At 44.9% G+C, this 25659-nt stretch carries 24 protein-coding genes, 1 tRNA gene and 2 rRNA genes; 3 read left to right on the top strand and 24 right to left on the bottom strand.

The window, feature by feature from the left end; translation table 11 throughout:
• The first annotated feature begins 10 nt into the window (after positions 1 to 10).
• Entirely contained in the window at positions 11 to 724 is a 714-nt protein-coding gene (locus A3774_RS03570) for a M48 family metallopeptidase (protein WP_067863194.1), read from the top strand.
• A 188-nt stretch (positions 725 to 912) separates the two neighbouring features.
• On the opposite strand, the gene A3774_RS03575 is transcribed toward A3774_RS03570, so the two are convergent.
• The 4 genes from A3774_RS03575 to A3774_RS03590 form a co-directional block, all read right to left on the bottom strand.
• Positions 913 to 1611 (bottom strand): hypothetical protein, encoded by a 699-nt coding sequence (locus A3774_RS03575; protein ID WP_231867927.1) that lies wholly within the window; start codon positions 1609 to 1611, stop codon positions 913 to 915.
• A gap of 809 nt (positions 1612 to 2420) precedes the next feature.
• Complete coding sequence (locus tag A3774_RS03580; protein ID WP_067863200.1) at positions 2421 to 2759, bottom strand: hypothetical protein; 339 nt, start codon at positions 2757 to 2759, stop codon at positions 2421 to 2423.
• 1 nt (position 2760) lies between these two features.
• Positions 2761 to 4011 carry a tyrosine-type recombinase/integrase gene (locus A3774_RS03585; RefSeq protein ID WP_067863203.1) on the bottom strand — a complete coding sequence of 417 codons (1251 nt, stop codon included), beginning with the start codon at positions 4009 to 4011 and terminating at the stop codon, positions 2761 to 2763.
• A 326-nt stretch (positions 4012 to 4337) separates the two neighbouring features.
• On the bottom strand, positions 4338 to 5201 hold the full coding sequence (locus A3774_RS03590) for a YicC/YloC family endoribonuclease (protein ID WP_067863205.1): 864 nt from the start codon (positions 5199 to 5201) through the stop codon (positions 4338 to 4340).
• Between the two features lie 102 nt (positions 5202 to 5303).
• Here A3774_RS03590 and rph point away from each other — a divergent pair, with 102 nt between their 5' ends.
• Positions 5304 to 6074, top strand: coding sequence for a ribonuclease PH (gene rph, locus A3774_RS03595; protein WP_067863210.1), 771 nt, complete (start codon positions 5304 to 5306; stop codon positions 6072 to 6074).
• Positions 6075 to 6136: 62 nt separating this feature from the next.
• Here rph and A3774_RS03600 read toward each other — a convergent pair whose 3' ends face one another.
• Positions 6137 to 6907 carry an exodeoxyribonuclease III gene (locus tag A3774_RS03600; RefSeq protein WP_067863213.1) on the bottom strand — a complete coding sequence of 257 codons (771 nt, stop codon included), beginning with the start codon at positions 6905 to 6907 and terminating at the stop codon, positions 6137 to 6139.
• A gap of 199 nt (positions 6908 to 7106) precedes the next feature.
• Here A3774_RS03600 and pyrE point away from each other — a divergent pair, with 199 nt between their 5' ends.
• Positions 7107 to 7754, top strand: coding sequence for an orotate phosphoribosyltransferase (gene pyrE, locus A3774_RS03605; RefSeq protein ID WP_067863216.1), 648 nt, complete (start codon positions 7107 to 7109; stop codon positions 7752 to 7754).
• 28 nt (positions 7755 to 7782) lie between these two features.
• Here the strand turns inward: pyrE and A3774_RS03610 are convergent, their stop codons facing one another.
• The 19 genes from A3774_RS03610 to A3774_RS03700 form a co-directional block, all read right to left on the bottom strand.
• Positions 7783 to 8262, bottom strand: a complete 480-nt coding sequence (locus A3774_RS03610) for a hypothetical protein (protein ID WP_067863219.1) — start codon at positions 8260 to 8262, stop codon at positions 7783 to 7785.
• Positions 8252 to 9142 (bottom strand): PulJ/GspJ family protein, encoded by an 891-nt coding sequence (locus A3774_RS03615; protein ID WP_067863222.1) that lies wholly within the window; start codon positions 9140 to 9142, stop codon positions 8252 to 8254. Before A3774_RS03615 ends, A3774_RS03610 begins: the two co-directional genes overlap by 11 nt.
• A complete protein-coding gene (locus A3774_RS03620; protein WP_067863227.1) occupies positions 9142 to 9678 on the bottom strand; it encodes a prepilin-type N-terminal cleavage/methylation domain-containing protein in 537 nt (178 codons plus the stop codon). Before A3774_RS03620 ends, A3774_RS03615 begins: the two co-directional genes overlap by 1 nt.
• A complete protein-coding gene (locus tag A3774_RS03625) occupies positions 9659 to 10276 on the bottom strand; it encodes a pilus assembly FimT family protein (protein WP_067863230.1) in 618 nt (205 codons plus the stop codon). Before A3774_RS03625 ends, A3774_RS03620 begins: the two co-directional genes overlap by 20 nt.
• A gap of 23 nt (positions 10277 to 10299) precedes the next feature.
• Positions 10300 to 10821, bottom strand: a complete 522-nt coding sequence (locus A3774_RS17130) for a type II secretion system protein (protein ID WP_067863233.1) — start codon at positions 10819 to 10821, stop codon at positions 10300 to 10302.
• 71 nt (positions 10822 to 10892) lie between these two features.
• Positions 10893 to 11432 (bottom strand): type II secretion system protein, encoded by a 540-nt coding sequence (locus A3774_RS03635; protein ID WP_067863236.1) that lies wholly within the window; start codon positions 11430 to 11432, stop codon positions 10893 to 10895.
• On the bottom strand, positions 11425 to 12657 hold the full coding sequence (locus A3774_RS03640) for a type II secretion system F family protein (protein WP_067863239.1): 1233 nt from the start codon (positions 12655 to 12657) through the stop codon (positions 11425 to 11427). The genes A3774_RS03635 and A3774_RS03640 overlap by 8 nt, the downstream gene beginning before the upstream one ends.
• 16 nt (positions 12658 to 12673) lie before the next feature.
• Complete coding sequence (locus tag A3774_RS03645; protein ID WP_067863242.1) at positions 12674 to 14452, bottom strand: GspE/PulE family protein; 1779 nt, start codon at positions 14450 to 14452, stop codon at positions 12674 to 12676.
• A 14-nt stretch (positions 14453 to 14466) separates the two neighbouring features.
• Positions 14467 to 15939, bottom strand: a complete 1473-nt coding sequence (locus A3774_RS03650) for a tetratricopeptide repeat protein (protein WP_067863245.1) — start codon at positions 15937 to 15939, stop codon at positions 14467 to 14469.
• Positions 15936 to 16838: an ExeA family protein gene (locus tag A3774_RS03655; protein ID WP_067863248.1), complete on the bottom strand. Its 903-nt coding sequence runs from the start codon at positions 16836 to 16838 to the stop codon at positions 15936 to 15938. Before A3774_RS03655 ends, A3774_RS03650 begins: the two co-directional genes overlap by 4 nt.
• A gap of 13 nt (positions 16839 to 16851) precedes the next feature.
• Positions 16852 to 18429 (bottom strand): pilus (MSHA type) biogenesis protein MshL, encoded by a 1578-nt coding sequence (gene mshL, locus A3774_RS03660; RefSeq protein ID WP_067863251.1) that lies wholly within the window; start codon positions 18427 to 18429, stop codon positions 16852 to 16854.
• Between the two features lie 11 nt (positions 18430 to 18440).
• Entirely contained in the window at positions 18441 to 18779 is a 339-nt protein-coding gene (locus A3774_RS03665) for a hypothetical protein (protein WP_156473646.1), read from the bottom strand.
• Positions 18772 to 19434: a type II secretion system protein GspM gene (gene gspM, locus A3774_RS03670; protein ID WP_067863257.1), complete on the bottom strand. Its 663-nt coding sequence runs from the start codon at positions 19432 to 19434 to the stop codon at positions 18772 to 18774. The genes A3774_RS03665 and gspM overlap by 8 nt, the downstream gene beginning before the upstream one ends.
• Complete coding sequence (locus tag A3774_RS03675) at positions 19427 to 20026, bottom strand: hypothetical protein (RefSeq protein WP_067863260.1); 600 nt, start codon at positions 20024 to 20026, stop codon at positions 19427 to 19429. The genes gspM and A3774_RS03675 overlap by 8 nt, the downstream gene beginning before the upstream one ends.
• On the bottom strand, positions 20023 to 20952 hold the full coding sequence (gene pilM / locus A3774_RS03680) for a pilus assembly protein PilM (protein ID WP_156473647.1): 930 nt from the start codon (positions 20950 to 20952) through the stop codon (positions 20023 to 20025). Before pilM ends, A3774_RS03675 begins: the two co-directional genes overlap by 4 nt.
• Before the next feature lie 250 nt (positions 20953 to 21202).
• Entirely contained in the window at positions 21203 to 21973 is a 771-nt protein-coding gene (gene fabI, locus A3774_RS03685) for an enoyl-ACP reductase FabI (RefSeq protein ID WP_067863266.1), read from the bottom strand.
• Between the two features lie 223 nt (positions 21974 to 22196).
• Positions 22197 to 22312: ribosomal RNA gene (gene rrf, locus A3774_RS03690) — 5S ribosomal RNA — on the bottom strand.
• Between the two features lie 152 nt (positions 22313 to 22464).
• Positions 22465 to 25352 (bottom strand): 23S ribosomal RNA (locus A3774_RS03695).
• Between the two features lie 231 nt (positions 25353 to 25583).
• A tRNA-Ala gene (locus A3774_RS03700) sits at positions 25584 to 25659 on the bottom strand.

The raw sequence follows: 25659 nt of genomic DNA on the forward strand, positions 1-25659 counted from the left end.
AAAAATATTAATGCCTAATATCGAGATTGGTGCTATTAAGATGCAGCTAAATCGTAAGGCGATTAAAAACCTCCATATTAGCGTATTGCCGCCCAATGGACGTGTGCGTGTTTCTGCTCCTGAATCTATGACAGAAACCGCAATCCGGATGGCAGTGATCAGCCGCATTCCTTGGATCAAGAAACAGCAGAGTGATTTTGCCAAACAACCTCGCCAATCTGATCGAGCAATGGTTAGCGGTGAATGTCATTACCTGTGGGGCAGGCGTTATCGTCTGAATCTTATCGAGCGCTCCGGAAAGCATGAAATCAAGCTAGGTCGTGGTCGATTGCATTTATATGTCAATCCCGCAACCACTCTTGAGAACAAGGCGCTGGTACTGAGCTCATATTATCGAGATGCACTTAAAGCGCGAATCGCTGAGTTATTGCCTGTTTGGGAAGATAAGATCGGCGTTACAGCTGCCGATTGGGGAATCAAAAAGATGAAAACCAAGTGGGGCAGCTGCAACACGCAGGCCAAGCGTATTTGGCTGAATTTAGAACTTGCTAAAAAGCCACCGGAGTGTTTGGAGTACATCCTAGTACATGAATTGGTGCACTTGCTTGAGCGTAATCACAATGAACGCTTCAAGGGGTATATGGACAGGCTACTTCCCGATTGGCGAGAGCGCCGTGATTTGTTAAACCGAATGCCTTTAGCACATAATAATTGGATTTATTAAAGTTTGGTTTTGTTTAATGCAGGTGAACTGGGGTATTGACGGGTATTGTTGACCATTTCGTGGTTCTACTCGAGATGGTGCGAATATATGGCCATTCAGCTTTATTAATATTAAAATCGCATCAACAATACCCCTCCCGCTACCCGTTAGATCAGCGCCCCGCGAGGGGTTATTCGTTTTTAAGGCTTCTAATTTTTGGTGCCGTAATGAGTTACGGCACCAAAATTCGCTTTCAACCACACATCATTCTCCGGTCCACAAAGGTGGCGCAACAGCGCTAGGTTGATTTGGTGGCTGATCACGTTGGCGTTTCGTTTTTGGCTCTCTTTTTTCAAACCTCTCAGTAATAACCCTGTACATGATTTGCCCATTTGCTCCGGCGAACTGGGCAGGCAAAAGGCGCGGTTTTGCTGTTTGGGGTGCAAGGTAGTGCGCTTTCCTGTTTTAGATAAAGGTGTAACGCACCAAAAGATACAGGCGTTGGCGGGTGCGTTGGCTTGCAATATTCTAGTTTGAATCGTGCCATCCCTATTTGTCGGTAACAAATGTGCCGGTAACAAAACTAACCCGCCTTGCGCGTGGCCATCAACCTCAGGTAAAGGCAACCAATATAAGTTGGGCCATTGCTCGGGACTCTGCCATTTTTCTACGATCACTTGCGTGCCAATGCTATTTAGCCATTGGTGAATCGGGCAGCCTGGGTGTGCTTGTTTAACACGCGGTAACTGATAGGTCAGCCAGCGGGTTAAGCGTTCGGCTACATTATCGCATTGGTTTAATGCTGGGTAGAGGGTAAACGCGCCATGCCCAATCAGTAACGCGACCACCTGCTGTATCCATTCTCTATCCCAATCGTTACCACTTGCCCATAACACGTCACTTTTCACCTTGTTGGTTCGTCATGCCGTCTATTTTCAGTTGTCGGGTACAGACTTGGAGGTGAATTAGATGAAAGAAATGGCCATCAAACTAACCGGTCAAATCAGTTTTTTCTGATGACCTGTGCGCTGTTAACTGTTTGATATACATAGTCCAATACAGCGCTGTTTGACGGCATTTAGCCCATGCAAAAAAATCGAGACGCCAAACGATCGTTTGCATTCTGGGTTAGAAAAAACAAACGGTTTGTACTTTGGATTCGAGGTTGGTTTAGAGTACAAAAAGTGCCAAACCTTGCTTTGAACCAGTACTGGCAAGGCCTGCCGGCTTTGGACTTCAATCGAGACGCCAAACAGTAAATGGGCTAATTTCCCTGTTTGGCGTTTCGATCCAAAAGCCAAACGGATAGTGGTTTTGGCGTATGGGGGTAAAGGCATGGGGAAGTGTGTGGCGGCTGTTGAAACTCATGGATTAGCAAATGACGCCTAGGGGATTGCATCAGCTGATCAAAGTAAGTAATTGGGTTGGTTGATTTAGCTTAAAGCTGGGTGTGGTATTTTGTAAGCGAGCTATCGGTAGGAAAAGCAATGGCTGGATAGTGACAAGGCGAAATGAGAACCGACGCGTACAAAAATGCACAGGCGTCGGCCATAGTGGCTTGAAGATTATGTTTGGTGGCTTGTTGTGTTAATCCAAGCCCCAATTGCCCCATTCCTTAGGGCAGTGTAATTTCCTCTTATTCACCCTCTAATGCCCGTCATATCAAGTGTTGCCCCATTGTCCCAACTGCCCACGGTAAGTGAGCAAATGGGGGCTGCTAGTTTCTCCTGATTGGCTTTTTCGGCATACGGCTGCGTTTGCCATCGAAGAAGGCCAATACTCTGAACCAATAGAGTGATTCTTCATAACCTAGGCTGTACGTTGGGCGTGCTGGCGGGATGAGCCCCAGTTTGCGTCCTAGGCTGACAATCACGAAGAGCGTGAGCTTTAGCGTCAGCCAAGGAACGAGTACCACGAGTACCATCAGGCAATACCGAGTAAGTGCGTAGCCTATGCCATAAGGTTGTTCGAGTAAGGCAATGCCAATACACCAACCAAGTCCTGCCAGCATGGCTATTGGAAAGGTAATGGGGGCGAGTCGTATCATAAGTTGCATGTTAACGCCCTCCTGTTTGGTGTTGTGAAGCGGGCTCAAAGTTCACCAGTGGTTCGATCACATCAGCCACGGTTTGATGGGCAATACGGCGCTCTTCAAAGTAATCGTGGCGGTCGTAGATACCCTCAACGCCTTTTAGCTTATGGTTAAGACAGCGTTCGGCCACGTTGCCTGCGATGCCTAAAGAGGCGGCAAGGCTGCGAAAGGTGCGGCGTAAATCGTGTACGGTGAAGTGTTCAAGCTTGCCCATTTTATTGGGTGGTTGCTTTTTGCGCCCAGGCTCGCGACCAAAGAGTTTAGAAATGGCACGGTTCAGCGTATCTGGCCCCATATGCGGACGATGGCTTGCTCGTCTGGCTGGAAAAACATAAGGCGAGCCACAAGCGCGGATTTGCAGCTCGTTAAACCAAGCAATGGCTTGGCGCGGTAAAGGGATGCTAATTGGCACGCCAGTTTTACTGCGTTCTTTGGGTAGATCCCACACGCCTGTGGTTAAATCCATTTCACGCCACATGGCTTCGCACAGTTCGCTTTTGCGCACGCCCAACACCAAAAACAGGCAGCAAGCGAGGTAATTGTCGCGGCCAAAGCTATTGATATGGGTATGAAACACGCTGAAGGCGTAGTGAATTTCCTCTTTGCTGAGCATCCTGTCTTTACTGGACTCCACGCCACCGGCATCGTCCACGGTAAATGCTGCGGCGGGGTTGTTCAGCGTTAAGTCGAGCTTTATCGCATGTCGAAACAACTGCTTCATGTACATCAAGGTGTCGTTGGCAATGGTAGGGCGGTTACTTTCTCGAATGCGCTCTAATACTTCGCGTACGTCACGTGCGGTCACCTCAGCAATACACTTAATGCCAATGACAGGGCTTATGTCTTTGGTGTAAACCCGATACGGAATTTTGGGATGCTTTAGTCGTCTACTCAGATCGGTTCGATACCAGTCATGGAACAGTTGATCCACGGTTTCAATGTCAGGTAACTCGATTTTCTGTTTTTCTAGAAGAGGATCTATGCCGTCACGTACTTCCTTTCGAAAGTATGCGGCGGCAATTCTGGCGTCTGCCAACGACATTAAAGGAAATTGCCCCAAGGTTGCTTCTCGTCTTCCTTTGGCTGTGGTGTAGCGGATCATCCAGTAAGGCGAGCCTTGTTTGCGGACGCAAAAGTATAGCCCTTCACCATCTGAATATTTTTTTGGGTCGGCTTTGCAGTATGCAATAACCTGTTTTGCTGTGAGTTTTCCCATGTTTACTCCATAGTTGCTGAAATAATGGAGGGGGCAATAATGGCTGCCCACCACCGATTTGCTTATTGAATCAGCAGCTAACCTGTTGTGGTGGCGAGTTAAATGCGAAAATTGGGTAACTTACTGCCCACCAATTTGCTCACCGCAAAATGCTTATTGAGCCAAAATGAGGGGGCTGCCCACCATTCTGCCCACCACTAAACAGGTAGTTGGTAACGGACATCTGCAAACCGATTTGGACGGGAAAAATAAAAAAGCCCTGTATTTTCAATGCTCTTCACAAGGTAATACAGGGCTTTTAGGACATTCTTGGACGGGTAGAAAAACTATTCGATGTTTTGGATCTGCTCTCGCATCTGCTCAATCAGCACTTTAAGTTCAACTGCGCATTGGGTAGTGCTGGCGACAATTGATTTTGAAGAGAGTGTGTTCGCTTCCCGGTTAAGCTCCTGCATAAGGAAGTCTAAACGGCGGCCGACGGGCCCCTTCTGTTTTAAAACACGGCGCACTTCTTGAACATGGGTGTCTAAACGATCCATCTCTTCGTCTACGTCAGCTTTTTGCGCCAGTAATGCAATCTCTTGCTCTAACCTACCTTCATCTAGGTCAGCTTTTAGTTCAGCAAGGCGCTGAGCTAAGTTTTCTCGCTGATTTTGCAGGATTTTAGGCATGCTTTCGCGCACTTCTGCCACTATAGCGCTGATAGAGTCTAGACGTTGATTGATTAATGTCGCGAGCTCGACACCTTCACGCCCTCGCCCTTCCAGCATGTCGTCCAGCGCTTTAGTAAAAAGTGCTTTTGCTGAGTTTTTAACGAGATCCATATCTAACTTGGTGTCTTGTAGAACGCCAGGCCAACGTAATAACTCTAAAGCGTCTAAGGGTTGGTGATTCTCAACCATCGCTTGTAACGACTCAGCGGCCTGAATAACTTCTTTAGCATAAGGTTTATTAACCACAAGTTGTTGCTCTGTGGCTTCTGGATTAAATCGCAGTGTGCATTCAACTTTGCCGCGACTCAGTGTTTTTCGCAGCGTTTCGCGTAAGAAGCCTTCTAATTCTTTCAAGTTATCTGGCAAACGCAAGTGAGGTTCTAGGTAACGATGGTTAACTGATCTGATCTCCCAACTAAGGGAACCCCATTCATGCTCGGCTTCCTGTCGAGCAAAAGCTGTCATGCTGCGTGTCATATGATCCATTCTCGATTAAAATGCGTTATTGAATACAATTGTAACAGTCTGGCACCGCTCTGCCACGCCATGACTGACTAGAAAATTGATTAAAGGACCGGCATGACTTCATCTATCTCAGAACAACTGCAAAATCTTGGTATCAGCAAGCATCGTCCAAGTGGACGTGAAAACGATCAGATGCGTGAGGTTAAGATCACACGTAACTTCACTATGCATGCGGAAGGCTCTGTATTAGTTGAGTTCGGCAATACCAAGGTCCTTTGTACAGCAACGGTTGAGCGTGGTGTACCGCGCTTTTTACGTGGTTCTGGCCAAGGCTGGGTGACTGCTGAATACGGTATGTTGCCCCGTGCAACCACCAGCCGTACCGGCCGTGAAGCGGCTCGCGGTAAGCAGAGTGGCCGTACGGTTGAGATTCAACGCCTGATTGGTCGTTCTTTACGTGCGGCACTGAACCTTAAGAAGATGGGCGAAAACACTATTACAATCGATTGTGATGTATTACAGGCAGACGGTGGCACACGTACGGCATCGATCACGGGTGCTTTTGTAGCCTTACAGGATGCGATTAATGTGTTGAAAAAAGATAAGCATGGCGCGATGAAGGGCGACCCCGTTGTGCAGGCGATTGCTGCTGTGTCTGTAGGCATCTATGACGGTGAGGCGGTGCTGGATTTAGATTACGCTGAGGATAGTAAAGCAGAAACCGATATGAATGTTGTGATGACAAGCAAAGGCGGCTTTATTGAGGTTCAGGGAACCGCCGAGGGTGCGCCTTATTCTCAGGAAGAGTTGAATGCAATGCTTGATCTCGCCCGCAAAGGGATTAATGAGTTAGTCGAAGCGCAAAAGATAGCATTGGCTGAATAGCCTTTCGTTAGCGCACAAAAAAAGGAGCGATTAAGCTCCTTTTTTTTAATTGTGCTACGCCGTTAGCCAATATCATAATCAATAATAATCGGCGCGTGTTCGCTAAATGATTGATCTCGATAGATCCGTGCGTTTTTAACTGTCTTACGCAGATTAGCCGTAGTAATCTGATAATCTAAACGCGCACCTTCATTAAGCTTACGAGCACGATTGTAAGCCGGCCACCAGCTAAATTGACGTTCCGCCTTGTTAATCTGGCGGAATGCATCCACATAGCCCATCTCATCAAATATATCAGCCATCCAATCACGCTCAACTTGTAAAAAGCCGGAAACAGTTTGGTTGGCATACCAGTTACTTAGATCTACGGTTTTATGGGCAATATTTGTAGTACCACAGAAGATAAATTCGCGGCGTTTACGTAAGGTTTTACTTAAATGCCCTAAAAATTCGGCCATAAAAGCTTCTTTTTCTTGCTGGGCTTCTTCGCTCTTCAAACCTGAGGGGATAAAAAAGGAAGAAACACTTACATGCTCAAAGTCCGCCTGTATAAAACGGCCATGCTGGTCACATAACTCAAAGCCTAAACCGGTCATGATCGCTTTAGGTATCTCACGAGTGTAGATCGCAACGCCGCTATAACCATCTTCCCAAGCATCAAAAAAATAGGAGTGATAGCCTTCCGGATGGTAGCGTTCATCATCGAGCTGATATTCTTTTGCTCGTAAATCCTGTAAGCAAATAACATCAGCATCCTGTTGGACCATCCAATCGAAGAAGCCGTTTTCTGCAGCCTGTTCAATACCTTGAGTATTGAAGGTGATGACGCGCATAGAGTGTGTTCCTGTCTGAAAGCAGACCAATAGCAAATTAGTATTATTTTTACTCTGAGGGTCGAATTGTATAGCGAAGTGAACAAAAATGAAATTTTTTGCTGCATATCAGAACAATGGAGCCGAAGGCCGCTCACTGGTAGAATAGCCTCTGCCTATTTACCCCCTATTTTAACCTTATTAACCAGCGGAGATTGCTATGCAGGATTATCAGCGTGAGTTTATTGAATTTGCTATTGAACAGAACGTGCTACGCTTTGGCGAATTCACGCTTAAATCCGGCCGTACAAGCCCCTACTTCTTTAATGCAGGCCTATTCAACACAGGAAGTGCGCTAGCCAAATTGGGCCGTTTTTATGCCCAAGCGATTAAAAACTCGGGGGTTTCATTTGATGTTTTATTAGGCCCTGCGTACAAAGGGATTCCGCTGGCAGCAACTACCGCCGTCGCGTTGGCCGATCACCACGGCGATGATGTTCCTTATGTATTTAATCGTAAAGAAGCTAAAACCCATGGTGAAGGCGGCAGTTTAGTTGGAGCAGCACTCGAAGGCGGCGTCATGATCATTGATGATGTGATCACTGCTGGAACAGCTATTCGTGAAGTAATGACGATTATTGATCAAGCAGGCGCAACACCGGCTGGGGTTGTTATCGCACTTAACCGTCAGGAAAAAGGTAAAGGTGAACTGTCCGCGATCCAAGAGGTCGAACGAGATTACAATATGCCTGTTATCAGTATCGTGAGTTTAGGTGATCTTATCGATTACTTAACGGAAAAGGGTGATAAAGCGGAAGAGCTTGCGTCGATCCGTAAATATCGTGACGAATATGGTATAGAAGCTTAAAGAGTAATGACCTGAGTTAGAGCGGCGTTTATTGAGCCGCTCTAATGACTACACGCCTAGATGCACCATCTAAGCCATCCCCTCCACAAAACCCCGTACTATCGATAGTCCAGAACTGCCCGACAGATGAGCTCACCGTATAGTAATAAACTTCAGCGTAGCAATCTTTAAGACCCGTGACAGAAAAACGTGAGTTGGACGTTGGCCCTGGCCAATAATCCCAGCTTGTGGGCATGCTCCCAACAGCAGCAGAAGCAGTACAACCTGATACCCCATGTTCTAAACAGGTTAACTCTAACTCTATCCCTGTCTGAGCGGCTGTAATAGCTCTAGCGCCCAAAAACTCCTGTGCAGTAACATTCTGACCTATAGAAAAAAACCGTGTCATACCGGCGATAATGACCGCTAAGATGGTAATAACAAAAATTGCAGAGATGAGCCCTAATCCCTTTTGGGACTGCCGAGATACGTTCGCCTTCCAGCCGCTTTGCTTCGTATTAAGGTACATTTTTCACCTGCACCTCAAATTGGATACGGATACTTTCTTGTCTGTTGTCTGCAACGGATAACTGTTGGTTTTCAACAAAAAGGTCAAATAATACGATGCCATTACGCAGTAACGTTGCTTCACTGTATTTAAACGGAGTACTTCCCGACGGTGCAATTACATCGCTTGCCAATAATCCTCTTTGTGGCTCAGCGAGGTCTGCGAATAACGTAGCGCCATCAGGCTGATTAATCGCATAAGTATAGTTGCTTGCCGCTACTCCCTGAAAACGATATAGGTCAGTTCCAACAACACAAAAACTAACCGGTTCATCCACTATAAAATAACGTTTAGAGGGAGAATCGGTTGGAAACGCATGGTTAGAGGTTAAGAGGACATCAACCGTACCAGATGCAGATTCTAAAGCACTACTGGCACTCATCGGCGGTGAGATAATAGACCAGCTATCTAAATCGTAAATAGGGTTTGATGTACGAGTCGGCTCATCCCCATTATTTGTATCTATAGGGTACACCGCAATGCGTCCTTGACTAGGCTCCAATGCAAACGGAACAGAAACAAAGCTGTTCATCGCTGCAGAGGCCGATAAAGGTATAGATATATAACGTGAGGCCGCAAGCGAAGGAATAAACTCAATACAACTCCCCTCATTATTGACCCGAATACTATTGGGCAATGCATTTCTGATCTCTCTTGCCATACGCTCAACTGCAACCCTTACGGCTGATGACAACTGATCACGCCGTGTGAGATCCGCATAACCTTGCATCGTTGATGTGATAAAGCCCACCGTAACAAGGGAGATAATACCTAATAATGTAATAACAACGATCAGCTCAATCAACGTAAAGCCTTGTTGTGTATTACTACGAAGCCCCATTAATAATTCCCCCGTAACGCACTAAACTGCACAGGGTTTTGGCCTGTGTTTTGGGGGGGAGTCACCGTCACCACAATCTGCTTCACCAGCTCATGATTACTCGCTGAAAAATAACTATCGCCAGCATACTGCACCTGCACGCTGACTTGATAGCCGTTATAAGATTGAATGCCTCCGGCTGTAACCAGAGAGTTAAATAAACCAACAGCGTTTTCTGTTAAACCATGATAGTCGTCAACATCATCAAATGTTTCCCGTGTTTCACTACCATCTGGACCAAAACTGCCCTCAGCCGTACAGGGATCACAAAGAGGGCTCCCGCCTGCAGGCGTTAATTCGTCATAACGGCGGGATAAAATTTCTTCTAAATAGGCTTGTCCAAGATACGATACTCTGGTCTGCCACATCACATCAGAACTATGTCGTGCGATATTACCCCATCCAGCTATCGCAGCCGTTAAAGCAACACCAATAATAACAATGGTGATAACGACCTCAACCAGAGAGAAACCTTTTTCAGCGACAGGTCGATGCATAATTATAACCCGTCAAAGAGAGACAAAAATCGCCACTGCGATCACTAAACTGCAAACTACTATCCACTGAGTTCGCAACATTAGGGAAAGAACTTTCGCTAGTTAAGGCAACACCATTTTTAACACTGATCATATCGCCTAACTGATTATACAAAATCACTAGATTATCACCCGTAGAGAGTGAACCTGCTAAGCTTCCACCCGCATCTAGTGACACAGAATAGGACAGGCTAATATCACCAGGAATTGACGTTTGAAGCTGCGGCGGCGATATATCTACAGGAGGAATGCCGTCATTAGTATCGGCATCAATCACTAAGCTAATCTGCCATTCATCAAGGGAGGGACGTTCTAAAACCCAATATACCGATGATGCGTGCTGAGCTAAGGCTGTTTTTTGAGCCAACCTCAAAGAACCGAGGATAGAGCTGCGAAGGGAGGACTCTTGGTAACTAGATACATTACCAATACGCGGAATGGCAACAGCAGAAAGCACACCAAGCAGAATAATAACAACAATAATCTCAACCAGCGTGAAACCACGCTGGCGAGATTGAGAGCAGCGACCTTTAGCTAGAAATAAATGTTCACTACTCATCGTTGTAATATCAATGCTATAGGTTATTCGTCAGCATTGTTCACAGTGACGTTACCAGACTCAGCATCGTAAACGATCTCACGATCGTCGCCTGAAGGTGCTGCTTGACGATAAGTAAATGTACACTCAGTATCATTATCTCGCACAGCCTGATAATCAACACCAGGAACGACTGATGGATCCGCATCTGATGCAACTGGTCGACTGCCTTGCAGTACGTTATTCCAGATATCAACACAATCTCCATTACCACCAATGGTAGATCCCGCACCTGAAGCCCCAACAGGATAACCAGAGCCATTAATCGCTACAGCAGCCGAACCATCTAATTGAACATTAGCCCCGGAACCTGCATTTTCAACCACAGCTTTAGCTTTAGCTAAAGCTATACCGGCGGCAAAACCACCCGCAGCGCCTTTAACCGCTGCATTATGTGCATCGTCAGTTACATTAATAAAACGAGGTAGTGCAACCGCTGCCAAAATGCCTAACAGGGCAATGACGACTACCAACTCAATGATTGTAAAACCCGTTTGCTTTTTCATGGAACCCTCTGCCACTAGATATTAAATTGTAATTGATTGATTTTTAACAAACTACAGATGACTTGTATAGATCAGCCATCGCTATCAACTTGCCAAGTAAAGCTATATAGAGGCCTTAAAATCACCTCTGTTGCTAGCCCTTGTTCATGACGCCCATGTTGAAACTTTACTGTTAATTGAAACGGTAAAAGGTCCTTTTGTTGAAAGTCATTTTTTAAGTGCTCACTTCGTTTAACTTTATATACAAGCCAATGCTTATCCGAAACAAAGTACCAACGCTCGCTCTGAGCAACCAACAACTCATTATAGTCTAATTCACCCACATAATTTGTAGGTTTGTATGAAATAAGTGAGATAGGGTTACTCTTTTCCAACTCCTGACCTGAAACATACTGCTGCTCTGCAAACCAGTATGCCACTTTTAATGTGACTTGTGCCTGAATATTGTTCCGAACCCCTTCAAAAGAGACACGCTCAACATCTTCAGCTAGACGCTCTAGCTTGATATAAGCGACGGCCATTAAAACCGCGACCACTAAAATTGAGACCACTAATTCAAGTAGCGAAAAACCTTTCTGAAAAGACCTCAACGAAGCAATACGATTAGCCATTTATTGTTGTACTCAACTCCCATAACGGTAAGAAAACACCAAGGGCTAGCACTAAAACCATTCCACCAATAGCCACAATCAAAATAGGTTCGATCGCACTGGTAAGGTTTTTAAGATCATACTCCACTTCCTGCTCATAGAAGCCCGCAGCCTCTTCAAGCATCTCATCAACTCGACCTGTTTCTTCACCTACCGCCAGCATCTGCATGACTAACGGGCTAAACATGCCAGTTTGATGTGCAGTTTGAGTAAACGACTCACCTCGTTCAATCCCTTGGCGCATTCCGGAAACTTTTTGACCTATATAACGATTACCAACAGCTTTAGAGACAATAGATAAACCTTGTTCTATTGGCACACCGGCTTTCAAAACAATACTAAAAGTACGAGAGAAGCGTCCCAAAATAACTCTATAGAATATCGACCCAACAATGGGAAACTTCAGCTTTTTCCTATCCCACGTCATATGACCAGATTCTGTTTTTCGCCAACGGTAGAAAGCGATATAAAGCAGAACGCCGCCGCCAACGATTGCCCACCACCAATCAACAGTAAAGTCAGACACTGTAATTAATGCCTGCGTTTGCCAAGGCATATCACCACCAAAACTCATAAAAACAGATTTAAAGGCAGGGATAACAAACACATTTATAATCCCTATAGCAATAGAGATCGCCACCAGTACAAAAATAGGGTAGCGCGTCGCCTGTTTTACGTTTTGAACCGTTTGACGTTCTAACTCTAGATACGCAGCCATTTGCCTAAAGGACTCATCCAACTGCCCAGTATTCTCACCTACGTGGATCATACTTATATACAATTCACTAAATATTTTCGGATACTTAGCCAAAGCAGAAGAAAGTGCGTTACCCCTCTCCAACTCATCTGCCAAGCCCGCCAGAGTTTCCTCTAAAAGTGGATTGTTAACTGTATTAGCTAACCCTCTCATCGCACGCGTAATGGGAACACCAGCTTTGGTCAGGCTAAACATTTGACGGCTAAACATGATTAACTCATCAATACTAATCTTTTGGAATAACTGAAAGTTTAGTTCTTTACTGCCCGTTGATGATTGTTTCTTCTCTGCGACGGCTTCATGGATGGTTATCGGGATAATGCCATCAACAGATAGCTGTGATGCGGCCACAGCCGCCGTGCCTGCCTCTATATTGCCGGAGACTTCTTCACCTTCTCTGTTTCTGCCTCGATAACTATATGTTGCCATCTAATTCTTTACCCAGTCATTCAAGTTCTAAACCACCGACATCCATTGAGCCAAGCTCAATTGAGGCATCAGGTGCGTCGAGATAAATAGATTCGTCCAACTGCTCTGTTACACGGAACACTTCATCTAATGAAGTTACTCCAGCGATAGCTAATTCCAAAGCGCTATAAGCTAACGGTTTATAATGTGAATCTGTTTTAGCAGCAATGGTAAAACCTGCGCTATCATTGCGGCGAAGAGCATCAGCCATATTTTCGTTTATTTCTAATAACTCAAATATACCGGTACGCCCTTTGTAGCCCGTATTATTACAATAAGTACAGCCGCGCCCTTTTTGTAGGCTGATATTATCTAATCCTAGCTCCTCTTGGCGCGTATCCAGCCATAGCCTTTCTGAATCAGTAGGCTGATAATCTTGAGTGCAGTTTTCACAGATTTTGCGCACTAAACGCTGTGCCAAAATCCCATTCAATGCAGACGCAACCAAATAGCCTTCGATACCAATATCAATTAAACGCATAGCGCTCGATACAGCATCATTAGTATGTAACGTGGACAAGACAAAGTGTCCTGTCATCGCTGCACGCAAGGCAATATCAGCGGTCTCTTTATCTCGAATCTCCCCGACTAAAAGAATATCCGGATCCTGACGCAAGGTAGCACGCAGTACTGTGGAAAAATCTAAACCTATATTGGGGTGAACCTGTACTTGGTTTACTCGAGGTAAACGATATTCCACTGGGTCTTCTACAGTAATAATCTTCTTCTGATGGCTATTTAGCTCATTAAGCGCACCATATAAAGTTGTAGTCTTACCACTACCTGTAGGACCCGTCACCAATAAAAGCCCATGGGGCTCGTGAATCATTCTACGGAGCCTATGTAACATATCATTAGGCAAACCAGCTTTTTCTAGTCCTATAATTCCACCGGACTGATCAAGCAAACGCATTACAACTGATTCACCAAACTGAATAGGTAAGGTCGAGATACGTACATCAACACTATGCCCTTTTACACTAATATTGAAACGACCATCTTGAGGCAAACGCTTCTCTGATATATTTAATGAGGCCATTAGCTTTAAGCGTAGTACAAGCGCTGAAGCTATACGTTTCTCTTTCATAACATGCTCATGGAGCACACCATCAATACGCTGCCGAATACGTAACACCGTTTCATCCGGTTCAATGTGTATATCTGAGGCACCAACTTGAACCGCATCTTCAAACAAGCTTTTCAGCAGTTTGACGACCGGAACATCTACTTCATCTGTAGCTGTTAGGGCGGCCAAATCAAATGCATCATCTGCAATTTCTTCATTTAACTGATCAGCTAAATCTTCAATATCACTGGTCTTGCGATAAAGTAGATCCATAGATTGCAGCAACTGAGCTTCAGATACGACTGCAATTTCGATAGGTTTAGGTAACACTCTTTGCAATTCATCAAACGCAAAGATATCCATTGGGTCAGACATCCCAACTAGAAAATGATCAGCATCTTCCTTTAATACTAGCGCCCTAAAGCGCCGAGCCTGAGTTTCAGGTAAACGTAAAACATCTTCCTGATTAAATGAGTAATGAGTCAACTCAACCAGAGGAATGTTCAGCTGCTGGGATAGAAAATCAAGAAACTGCTGCTCCTTTACATACCCCATAGATACCAGTGTCTTACCCAATTTCTGACGCGTCTGTTTCTGCTTATCTAGCGCTTCCATTAGCTGAGCTTCAGACAAAACACCGTTCTGAACCAGTAAGTCACCAATACGGATTTTCATTTTGGGTGCGCCCATTCGGCCCCTTCCTCCTAACGACCCACCAGCGTTTCAATACGCTGGCGAGCATAACTTTTCAACCGACTATCAATTGTCGGGATCTGTAAAGCGCTCTGATATGCATTACGAGCATCAGCATAACGCTTTACTTGTTCCAGCGCATAACCCATTCCAATCCACCATCGTGGAATGCTGTTATTCGATTGCAGCAATTGGAAATAAATTCGCGCAGCATCTTCCGAATTACCGCCTTGCTGATAAGCACTTGCTAACAACTCATGGTACTCTTGATCAGTTTCTAGCAACGGGAAATCAGCACTAAGCAGATCGACTGATTGAGACGCTTTATTCTCAGCCATCCATATACGTGCCTGTAATTTCTTTAAATCACTATTATATGGATGCAGGTCGCGACTTTTCTCTATCGACTTTTGAGCTGCAGCGGTTTCACCTTTAGACAACAATAAAGTTGCTAGCAGCACTCTAGATTGTTCAGTTTTAGATGGTTCTTGAGCTATCGCCTTAGTTAATAAACTCTCAGCCTCATCCAATTTGCCTTCATTAATCATCCGCCGTGCACGCTTAGCAAACTGACGATCTGTTAATGCATTGGACGACTTAGTGACCGGCTTTGAAACAACAGGCTTCGTAGCCTGCAACGCTTCGGTAAGATTAACCTGTAGCTCAGCAGAAGATCGAATACTGTCCTTTTCACTGCCTACACTGATAACGGTTAAGGGCGTCTGTATAGTTGATACGCCAATATCAGTAATCTCGACCGTCTCAACATCAGATGGATCATTAATAACGAGAGCAGCTTCATCAGGTATTACACCAAGAATAAGGGTTGTCGGTGAGGTTTGAACACGAAAAGAAAACTGGCTTTTTCGATTGGTCGTTAATGTTAACAAGGTTCGGTTTCTATCCGGTTCAGCCTCAATATCTAAGCGCTTAATATAATTACTTGTTATCGAAGGAAGCGTCGTTCTTAAAACAGCATCATCAATAGCAATCACGATACTATTATCTTTCTGATTTAAAACTTGGATATCAGCATCGCCATCAAGCCTCACAACTAAATCACCACCAAAATCAGCCCCCGCCCATTTAATATCATTAATAGAAACGAGGCCTGTATTTTTCGGAGCTGGGGTGACAGAAAGTGGCTTCTCTATTGCCGAGGAGCCCTGTAAGCGCTTTTCAGCACTTAATTCGCTAAGTTCTGAGCCTTGTTGTTCCTCGCTGTCTGCAGCATTCAGAGATGCGGTAGATAAGCCCTTAGTGTCAGTATAGGTTTGAGTTTTTTGTATCTGATGCCACAACAACCAGCAGGTTGTAAATACTGCAACTAGACCGATCAGCCACAACGTAATTCGAGGTGCTTTACTACCGGTCTCTTCTTCAACATATTGAGCGGCTTTAACAGCTGACTGCAGCCCAGGAACCTGCTTAGCGCTTTCATTACGCTGCTCTAAGTCCCTTAGCATGTCATTAACCAAACTCATTGATTAACCCCTATATACACAAGATAAAGCGTGACTAAGAGTAAACAGCTAATAGCGCCCCATAAAAGAGGTCGACTATCCTTTGTCTTTACAATACCTTGTGTATCCTCGATAGCACGTACCACATGAGAGCTTTCTACGTTTAAAGCGCCCTTGCCATACGCAACCATCAACGCTTTATGCGCTAGAATATTGATAAGTCGAGGCGTACCAGCCGAAGCTTTCGCTATTTTACGTGACGCCTCTTTCTTAAAAAGAGAAAGCCCAGTAAAACCGGCTTTTTGTACCCGCTGTTCAATATAGTGCTCTACAGCCTCACTCTCCAGATGACTCAATTCATAACTAAAGGTAATTCGCTGTAATAACTGCCTTAAAGACGCTTGGCTCAGTAATTCATCCAGTTCTGGCTGCCCGAACAACACCACTTGAAACAACTTAGTCGTTTCTGTTTCAAGATTGGTTAACAGCCTTAAAGCCTCTATTGTTTCTTCAGGGATAGCCTGTGCTTCATCAACGAGTAGCACGACTTTACGTTTACTCTGCGCCAATTCTACAAGGCGCTGATTAATCGCATTAAGAAGATCAAAGTCTTCAAGTCCATTAACATCGAGCCCTATCTCTTGAGCAAAGCTTTTACGAAATTCGTAAGGACTTAAGTAAGGATTAGGTATGTAGGCTGTAACATATTCATCATTGTCTAATGCATTAAGCAGTTTGCGGCACAACAGCGTTTTACCTGTACCAACTTCACCTACGACTTTAACAAAGCCATCCCCACCGGCCAGAGCCACCAACATTAAATTCAGCGCTTCATGATGGGTCGGCATATTCAAAAAGAAATGCGTATTAGGTGTCAGCGTAAAAGGTAATTCGCTTAAACCAAAGTGTTCCGTGTACATCCATTAGCCTCAGCTACTGTGCAGGAGTAGGCTGCAAATTTTTAAACGACCGAAGACTACGTTTTAATTCATCTTGTAAATTATCATGATTAGCTAGTACAGGACGCAACATAATAACTAACTCGGTTTTACTTCCCGCTTGGCGCTTTTGTTTAAATAAACGTCCAATACCGGGCAAATCGCTCAAACCCGGTGCATTAGCCTCTGTATCACTATCGGTTGATTTCATTAATCCGCCGATCACAATCACTTGACCACTTTCAGCTCTTACGATGCTATCTGATTCTCGAATAGAACTTAAAGCAAGGGGGATATTAAAGTCATCTGAACCAACACTGATCTGTTTTTGTTGGTCGATAACTTCTGAAACCGTTGGGTGGATATGTAAAACAATATCTCCCTTCTCACTGATCTGAGGTGTTACATCTAAAGCAATACCTGAGAAAAAGGGCGTCAACTCTATACTGGGTGAAGAAGTCGTACTGGTACCTGTTGTTGTTGTATTTTCAACATCCGTTACGAAAAACTCATCTGTACCTACTTTAATAACTGCTTTTTGGTTATTCACCGTTGAAACTCGGGGACTAGACAGCACCTGAACATCACCTTGGCTTCCTAAAAGCTCAATCACTGAAGTGAAATCACCTAAGCTTAAATCAGCTTTAAATATTCCACCTATATCATCGTTATTAGTCAGTGTTTCTGACGACAAACTAAGCAAAGCCGTTTTTCCTGTACCGGGTTCAGCCAGCGCGGTCCAGTTAACACCCGCTTGGAAGCCATTATTTAAGGTTACTTCTAATATTTTTGCCTCAATAACAACTTGGCGATGCAAAATAAGTTCAGCTTGTGTAAGGTAATCTCTTACTGTTGCTAATTCGCTTGGCAAAGCACGAACAACAACAACCCCCGTTTGAGGCGTGACAACCACTTTACGACCTTCTCCAGAAATAATCGTATTTAAGGTACTTTGTAAAGTCCCCCAGAAGTTAGTCGATGTCTTCGTACTAATTCGTGTTCCTATAACCTCATCCGTACTCGAATTATCGCCCGACGAGCTCACAGAACCTGCACTGACTTGTGTATCCGAACTTCCTTGACGATCTATATCAAGGTAGTTTATCTGAAAGATCTGGGTTTGAAGTGAAGCAGGCATCACCTGATATAAATTACCACTACGTGTGTATTCATAACCATATACCCGTTGAATAGCGTTCATCACTTCATCTACGGAAACATCTTTTAATTCTACAGAAATAGCGCCTCCGACATCTTGATGAACAATCATGTTATAAGGTGTCCCTTGGACTAAGCCCATAAAAAATTCTCTTGCGGGTAGCGCCTCGGCAGTAATATCAAACCGTTCTTCCGAAGATGAAGCCGCTGCACCTAGATTTAGCGGGGGCAACAAAGCAATCGGAGCCGATGGAGGCGCAGGTATTTCCCGCTGCTGCTCATTAACCGCAATGGCTTCTTCAATAGCAGCAACACCGTCCTGCTGAGTTGTTGAACCAGCAATGGGCGAGATCCCCTGACAGCCACTCACAAACAGTAAACAAACAAGGACGTGGATATTGAAAATGTATTTCATAACTAATAGACCTATTTCCCACTCTTTACTTTACTGAATCCTTTCCGATCAGATAAAGAGATCAATTGTTGCTTATTTCCAATATCAAGCATGACACCTTCACGACTAATTGATAAAACCGTAGCGCTATCAATTAAATCTCCCACTTCTACACGTTGACCATTAACAACAGCCGTATTTTTTTTCTTACCTGTCACTAGAGAGCTCACTTTATAAACAGAGGCTACCCGCTTAGCTGGCGACAGATGATACATGCCCGTTGCCGGACGAGTCGGGTCAGCAGGCAAGCGCTCAGCTAAAACTGAAGAGGAGCAGATACAGAAAGACAAACCGATAACCAACTTATGCACCTAACCACCTCGCTTCAGAGCTTAAGGTATGCACTCTTATTTTTACTTTTGCTGCAGGGTATTCATCTACGGCATAGTTCAGAGTATCCCAAAAGAAAACGCCATCTAATTGCTCAATCTTTTGTAGATAATCATATATACCCTGATAGTTACCTTGTAACTCAATCTCAAAAGGGTGCGCATAAATGACAGCGGAAGGGGTAGACGATCCGGATTTTGTATTCGTATTGTTCCCGCCTAACTCTAGAGTCTCTACAGCTAAACTTTTAGCACTGAGCAAAGAAACGCCTTGCTCATTCTTTAAAACATCTTTCAGCATACTTAACATTTGATCAGGAGAGACTAAATTGGTCGCCGCTCGTCTAATATCAGCATTCGCATTTGTAAGCTCTAGACGTAATCGCTTTAGCTCTTCACGCACAGCAATATTAGGATCTACAGGCTCTTTAGCCCTTAAAAGATCCAATACCTGCTTTTTACTCGCCATCTCAATTTTCAGATCTGTAGACTTTGCATGCTGATGCTGAAGACTTATAATGCTCGGCTCAATTAGCGCAATGTAAATAAGCACAACAGGAATAACCACCGCAGAAATAATTACTAACCATCGCTCTCGCGAACTCAGTGCATCCCACTTGTGAGCAGCCTTATTCATAGGCACGTAACTCCGCAGTCGCTTTAAATAGAACACCCGATTCACCCGATTCTAAATCAAGTTCACCAATACTCAGGCCTTGAAATACTTCAGTGCGAGATACTGCTTCTAACAAAACAGGTACCGCTGGAGCCTCAACCGCACCGCCATATGCGCTAAAGCGATGTTGCGTATTATCTAATTGAAATTCAATTAGCCAACTATCAGGCTGTGATGACTCAGCTAAAGCGTAAAGGTAAGATGAAAAGCTAGTTCCGTGACTAGGCTGAATACGATATAGCAAGTTTTTAAGTTGCTGCCTTGATGCAATTTGACTTTGTATACGTTGTTTCTCAACAATCAGTTCCGCATTCGCTTCTTTCAGCGAAAAACGGGCCTGTTCCGTGTTAACCGCTGCTTCCAGTTTTTTCTGATCGCTGATTAAAGCTTCTAGCTGGCCTTGTTGGTAATTTGTATAAACCGTCAATCCTAGACCTACAACTAAAAATAGGACAACGATCGTCCCAACTAGAGTTAAGCTACCACTATAGCTCAGAGGATCGAACTTCTGTTTAGATTTATTAGAGTTGTAGAGATTAACTCGTTGTTTCATAGAACCCTGTCCACCTCTAAGCTTTCACTTCTTAATGCTGCAGCAACCGCGATCGTTGTCCATTGTTGCAGATCATCGGATAATTCAACTGAACTTGAGATAAGGTTGTTAAGATTTAATGAATGAATATCAAGATGTAAGTTTTGACGTAGTTCACTCATCAGTGGTGTATCATCTGACTGAAATGGCAACACTAACAAACGAACACAAGGCGGCTTACCAACTTGGCTTTCGTAATAATCGAGTGAGCGCTGTAACTCTAATACAGCGGCACCTGCATCAGCAGCACCGTCCGTTCGGCTATATTGTAAATGACGCGTAAAATAGAGCGAGGCATCCGACAGCAGATTTATCGAGCTACTTTCATCGCCTAAAAAGAATGCAGCTAATCCTGCTTCAGTATCAGCAAGATCTTCAGTAAGGTTCAACAACGCTAATTCAGGAACATCCACAACAATCGGTTCTAGGCCGATGCTTTCACACCATTCAACACGACGATCAATTTCATCCTGTTGGGCAGCAACGGCATACAACATACGTGATCGGCCACGATAGGCATCATCAGGCAGCTCTATATAATCGATCACCGCTTTTTCAATATCAAAGCTAACTAAATCTTTAATTTTCCAACGCAGTGCATCTCTAAGCTCTTCATCAGGAACGGATGGACGTTCAACTAGATGAATTTGATAGCTCGATTCAGGCATAACGATAAGTGCACTATTACCGTTGAGCCCTTTATCTTTAATTAATTCAGAAAAACGGGCCGACTCATTCAAAGGATTAGAAGAAAAAACATGCTCACAGAAAGATAGTTCTGGATGAGAAGCTGTTTGCTTTACATGGGCGAAAGAAACACCTTTCCCAGTAAACACAACTGAGGTTATTCCGCCAGATTTCATCTTCTTTTTAAACAGTGAAAGCAATCTTTTCACTCCTGAAGTGTTTTACTCAAATATAGACCTACAAATTTACCGGTCTTAAACTGCCGATACAATCACTTAATTGAAGATTAACAAGAAAGAACTCATTAGAATGTAATAATCGGCCGATATAGGAATAACTTAAAAGAAAAAGGGTGAATATTCTTAGCTATCATATTGTTTTGGCACAAAAATAAAAAACCCAGAGAATCTCTGGGTTAATATTTAATGAAAATAACGGAGTAAAAAGAACTTAACCTACAATACAAACACCGTGATCAACATAATGTGTAGTTCCTGTCACGCCACGAGAGAGATCACTTAAGTAATACAGCGCAGCCCCCCCAACCTCTTCAGTTGTAGGTAACAGATGATCAACCGCTTTGTGTCGGTTATATTCTAGCATTGCATCAAAATCTTTTATCCCGCCAGCCGCACGAGTCGCTATAGTTCCTGGGGAGATGCAATTAACTCGAATATGCTGCGGCCCTAAATCACGCGCAAGATAGCGAGTAGCCGCCTCAAGGGAGGCCTTTGCACAACCCATGATATTATAATCACCGGTAGCTAACGCGCTTCCTAAGTAGGAGAAGTTAATTAAAGAGCCCCCTTCCGACATCAGCCCTTTGGCCATGCCTGCCATCTCAATAAATGAGTAACAGGAAACATCCATCGCCTGCAAAAAGCCGTCTCTTGAGCATTCAGAGATTGGGGCATGCAGATCCTCTAAAGGACAAAACGCCAACGAATGGATAACCCCATCTAAAGAACCCCATCGCTGCTCAATTTCTGAAAATACAGCAGACATATCCCCAGGTACTGTCACATCTAGGGGCATAAAGATACTTGCCTCGAGTTCATCTGCAAGAGGTTCTACAAAGCGTTTAGCTTTGTCATTCAAGTATGTTATCGCAAGTTCCGCACCATGTTCTTTAAGCTTTTTCGCACAGCCGTAAGCAATACTCTTATCATTGGCAATACCAACAATAAGCACTTTTTTTCCCGCCATCAGTAAGTCAGACATAAAAACTCTCTGCTAAATAGGTTAATACTAACGGCTATTACCGCACATGCACAATACAGAGAAATGACAATTGGATATAAAACAAGAAAAACAAACTTAATCAGAATTTACTTACCTAAACCTTAAATCTAAAGGCCCTAACGCCAGAGCCCCACAAAGTCGTCCCAAGCCCCAAACGCAAAAAACCCCGGCTACGTAGTAACCGGGGTTTCTCTAAATAAATGCTTGGCGATGACCTACTCTCACATGAGGAAACCCCACACTACCATCGGCGATATTGCGTTTCACGTCTGAGTTCGGGATGGATTCAGGTGGTTCCACAACTCTATGGTCGCCAAGCAAAACTGTCACAATTAAGATTCAAATTCATTTTGATTTAGAAGGGAGTCTGTTGTCTCAACCTTGTACTTTCTAACACACGCTAATTCGTTACTCTCTATCGTGTTTATTCTCTACTTAATCAATCACTTGCCAAACGCCTTGGGCGTTATATGGTCAAGCCTCACGGGCAATTAGTATTGGTTAGCTCAACGCCTCACAGCGCTTCCACACCCAACCTATCAACGTCGTAGTCTTCAACGGCCCTTTAGGGGAATCAAGTTCCCAGTGAGATCTCATCTTGAAGGAGGCTTCCCGCTTAGATGCTTTCAGCGGTTATCCCGTCCGAACGTAGCTACCCGGCAATGCAATTGGCATCACAACCGGTACACCAGAGGTTCGTTCACTCCGGTCCTCTCGTACTAGGAGCAACTCTTCTCAAATCTCAAACGCCCACGGCAGATAGGGACCGAACTGTCTCACGACGTTCTAAACCCAGCTCGCGTACCACTTTAAATGGCGAACAGCCATACCCTTGGGACCGGCTTCAGCCCCAGGATGTGATGAGCCGACATCGAGGTGCCAAACACCGCCGTCGATGTGAACTCTTGGGCGGTATCAGCCTGTTATCCCCGGAGTACCTTTTATCCGTTGAGCGATGGCCCTTCCATACAGAACCACCGGATCACTAGAACCTACTTTCGTACCTGCTCGATGTGTCTATCTCGCAGTCAAGCACCCTTCTACTCTTGCGCTCATTGCATGATTTCCGACCATGCTGAGGGTACCTTCGTGCTCCTCCGTTACTCTTTGGGAGGAGACCGCCCCAGTCAAACTACCCACCACACAATGTCCCTGATCCCGCTTAGGGACCTAGGTTAGAACCTCAATATTACCAGGCTGGTATTTCAAGATTGGCTCCACTCTATCTGGCGATAAAGTTTCAAAGCCTCCCAGCTATCCTACACAAGTAATATCAAAGTCCACTGTGAAGCTGTAGTAAAGGTTCACGGGGTCTTTCCGTCTAGCCGCGGGTAAACGGCATCTTAACCGCTATTTCAATTTCACTGAGTCTCGGGTGGAGACAGTGTGGCCATCGTTACGCCATTCGTGCAGGTCGGAACTTACCCGACAAGGAATTTCGCTACCTTAGGACCGTTATAGTTACGGCCGCCGTTTACCGGGGCTTCGATCAAGAGCTTCGGACGAATCCTAACCCCATCAATTAACCTTCCGGCACCGGGCAGGCGTCACACCCTATACGTCCTCTTTCGAGTTTGCAGAGTGCTATGTTTTTAATAAACAGTCGCAGCCACCTGGTATCTTCGACCGGCCTCAGCTTAGGGAGCAAGTCCCATCACTAAAACCGGCGCACCTTCTCCCGAAGTTACGGTGCCATTTTGCCTAGTTCCTTCACCCGAGTTTTCTCATACGCCTTAGTATTCTCTACCTGACCACCTGTGTCGGTTTGGGGTACGGTTAGTTATAACCTGAAGCTTAGAGGTTTTTCCTGGAAGCATGGCATCAACTACTTCGTTCCATATAGGAACTCGTCATCGGTTCTCAGCCTAACAAGGACCCGGATTTACCTAAGTCCTTAGCCTACTACCTTAAACGCGGACAACCAACGCCGCGCTAGCCTAGCCTACTCCGTCACCCCATCGCAGTTATAATCAGTACAGGAATATTAACCTGTTTCCCATCGGATACGCTCTTCAGCCTCTCCTTAGGGGCCGACTCACCCTGCCACGAAAAGCGTTGGACAGGAACCCTTGGTCTTCCGGCGGGGAGGGTTTTCACCTCCCTTATCGTTACTCATGTCAGCATTCGCACTTCTGATATGTCCACGGTGCCTTACGGCTTCCGCTTCAACCACTTACAGAACGCTCCTCTACCATGCACTAAGTGCATCCGTAGCTTCGGTGTTATGCTTAGCCCCGTTATATCTTCCGCGCGGGCCGACTCGACTAGTGAGCTATTACGCTTTCTTTAAAGGGTGGCTGCTTCTAAGCCAACCTCCTAGCTGTCTAAGCCTTCCCACATCGTTTCCCACTTAGCATAAACTTTGGGACCTTAGCTGACGGTCTGGGTTGTTTCCCTTTCCACGACGGACGTTAGCACCCGCCGTGTGTCTCCCGTGATTGAACTCATGGGTATTCGGAGTTTGCATCGGGTTGGTAAGTCGGGATGACCCCCTAGCCGAAACAGTGCTCTACCCCCCATGGTTAGACACGAGGCACTACCTAAATAGTTTTCGAGGAGAACCAGCTATCTCCGAGTTTGATTAGCCTTTCACTCCTATCCACAAGTCATCCGCTGGCTTTTCAACGACAGTCGGTTCGGTCCTCCAATGCATGTTACTGCATCTTCAACCTGCCCATGGATAGATCACTCGGTTTCGGGTCTACTCCTAGCGACTGGACGCCCTATTAAGACTCGGTTTCCCTACGGCTCCGCAATTGCTTAACCTTGCCACTAAAAGTAAGTCGCTGACCCATTATACAAAAGGTACGCAGTCACCGTCCTAAAACGGCTCCCACTGCTTGTACGTACACGGTTTCAGGATCTATTTCACTCCCCTCACAGGGGTTCTTTTCGCCTTTCCCTCACGGTACTGGTTCACTATCGGTCAGTCAGGAGTATTTAGCCTTGGAGGATGGTCCCCCCATGTTCAGACAGGATATCACGTGTCCCGTCCTACTCGATTTCACAATAAATAAGTTTTTGAATACGGGGCTATCACCCACTATGGCGGCGCTTTCCAGCGCCTTCTTCTAACTACATTATTGCTTAAGGGCTAATCCCCGTTCGCTCGCCGCTACTTAGGGAATCTCGGTTGATTTCTTTTCCTCCGGGTACTTAGATGTTTCAGTTCCCCGGGTTCGCCTCTAATGCGTTATGTATTCACGCAAAAGATACCTATAAATAGGTGGGTTTCCCCATTCGGAAATGTCCGGATCAAAGCTTGTTTACCAGCTCCCCGAACCTTATCGCAGGTTACAACGTCCTTCATCGCCTCTGACTGCCAAGGCATCCACCGTGCACGCTTAGTCACTTGACCATATAACCCGAAGGCGTCTGGAATCATAGTAACTGATTAGTACAGTAACGATAGATTTCGCCGAATTGGCGCTTGTATGAAAAATACAAGTCAATCTAAATCAATGAATCTAAATCCAAATTGTTAAAGAGCGTTTAAAGCAAAAAAGCTTTAAAAGATAAGTCACTTAGTAAACAATCTTCACTAATTGAGCTATGTTTTAAAACTCTTAATCCTTAGACTGAAGAGTTATGGTGGAGCTATGCGGGATCGAACCGCAGACCTCCTGCGTGCAAAGCAGGCGCTCTCCCAGCTGAGCTATAGCCCC

Origin of the sequence: Neptuniibacter marinus, from assembly GCF_001597725.1 — a bacterium.
Classification (GTDB): Bacteria; Pseudomonadota; Gammaproteobacteria; order Pseudomonadales; family Balneatricaceae; genus Neptuniibacter; species Neptuniibacter marinus.

Excerpts from the sequence above, each read along its gene's own strand:
- pyrE (WP_067863216.1), top strand. The coding sequence starts at position 7,107 with ATGCAGGATTATCAGCGTGAGTTTATTGAATTTGCTATTGAACAGAAC.
- A3774_RS17130 (WP_067863233.1), bottom strand. The coding sequence starts at position 10,821 with ATGAAAAAGCAAACGGGTTTTACAATCATTGAGTTGGTAGTCGTCATT.
- gspM (WP_067863257.1), bottom strand. The coding sequence starts at position 19,434 with ATGAATAAGGCTGCTCACAAGTGGGATGCACTGAGTTCGCGAGAGCGA.
- A3774_RS03655 (WP_067863248.1), bottom strand. The coding sequence starts at position 16,838 with ATGTACACGGAACACTTTGGTTTAAGCGAATTACCTTTTACGCTGACA.
- A3774_RS03615 (WP_067863222.1), bottom strand. The coding sequence starts at position 9,142 with ATGGGGCTTCGTAGTAATACACAACAAGGCTTTACGTTGATTGAGCTG.
- fabI (WP_067863266.1), bottom strand. The coding sequence starts at position 21,973 with ATGTCTGACTTACTGATGGCGGGAAAAAAAGTGCTTATTGTTGGTATT.
- A3774_RS03645 (WP_067863242.1), bottom strand. The coding sequence starts at position 14,452 with ATGGGCGCACCCAAAATGAAAATCCGTATTGGTGACTTACTGGTTCAG.
- A3774_RS03620 (WP_067863227.1), bottom strand. The coding sequence starts at position 9,678 with ATGCATCGACCTGTCGCTGAAAAAGGTTTCTCTCTGGTTGAGGTCGTT.
- A3774_RS03570 (WP_067863194.1), top strand. The coding sequence starts at position 11 with ATGCCTAATATCGAGATTGGTGCTATTAAGATGCAGCTAAATCGTAAG.
- mshL (WP_067863251.1), bottom strand. The coding sequence starts at position 18,429 with ATGAAATACATTTTCAATATCCACGTCCTTGTTTGTTTACTGTTTGTG.
- A3774_RS03675 (WP_067863260.1), bottom strand. The coding sequence starts at position 20,026 with ATGAAACAACGAGTTAATCTCTACAACTCTAATAAATCTAAACAGAAG.
- rph (WP_067863210.1), top strand. The coding sequence starts at position 5,304 with ATGACTTCATCTATCTCAGAACAACTGCAAAATCTTGGTATCAGCAAG.
- A3774_RS03610 (WP_067863219.1), bottom strand. The coding sequence starts at position 8,262 with ATGTACCTTAATACGAAGCAAAGCGGCTGGAAGGCGAACGTATCTCGG.
- A3774_RS03650 (WP_067863245.1), bottom strand. The coding sequence starts at position 15,939 with ATGAGTTTGGTTAATGACATGCTAAGGGACTTAGAGCAGCGTAATGAA.
- A3774_RS03590 (WP_067863205.1), bottom strand. The coding sequence starts at position 5,201 with ATGACACGCAGCATGACAGCTTTTGCTCGACAGGAAGCCGAGCATGAA.
- A3774_RS03585 (WP_067863203.1), bottom strand. The coding sequence starts at position 4,011 with ATGGGAAAACTCACAGCAAAACAGGTTATTGCATACTGCAAAGCCGAC.
- A3774_RS03600 (WP_067863213.1), bottom strand. The coding sequence starts at position 6,907 with ATGCGCGTCATCACCTTCAATACTCAAGGTATTGAACAGGCTGCAGAA.
- A3774_RS03580 (WP_067863200.1), bottom strand. The coding sequence starts at position 2,759 with ATGCAACTTATGATACGACTCGCCCCCATTACCTTTCCAATAGCCATG.
- A3774_RS03640 (WP_067863239.1), bottom strand. The coding sequence starts at position 12,657 with ATGGCAACATATAGTTATCGAGGCAGAAACAGAGAAGGTGAAGAAGTC.
- A3774_RS03625 (WP_067863230.1), bottom strand. The coding sequence starts at position 10,276 with ATGAGTAGTGAACATTTATTTCTAGCTAAAGGTCGCTGCTCTCAATCT.
- A3774_RS03635 (WP_067863236.1), bottom strand. The coding sequence starts at position 11,432 with ATGGCTAATCGTATTGCTTCGTTGAGGTCTTTTCAGAAAGGTTTTTCG.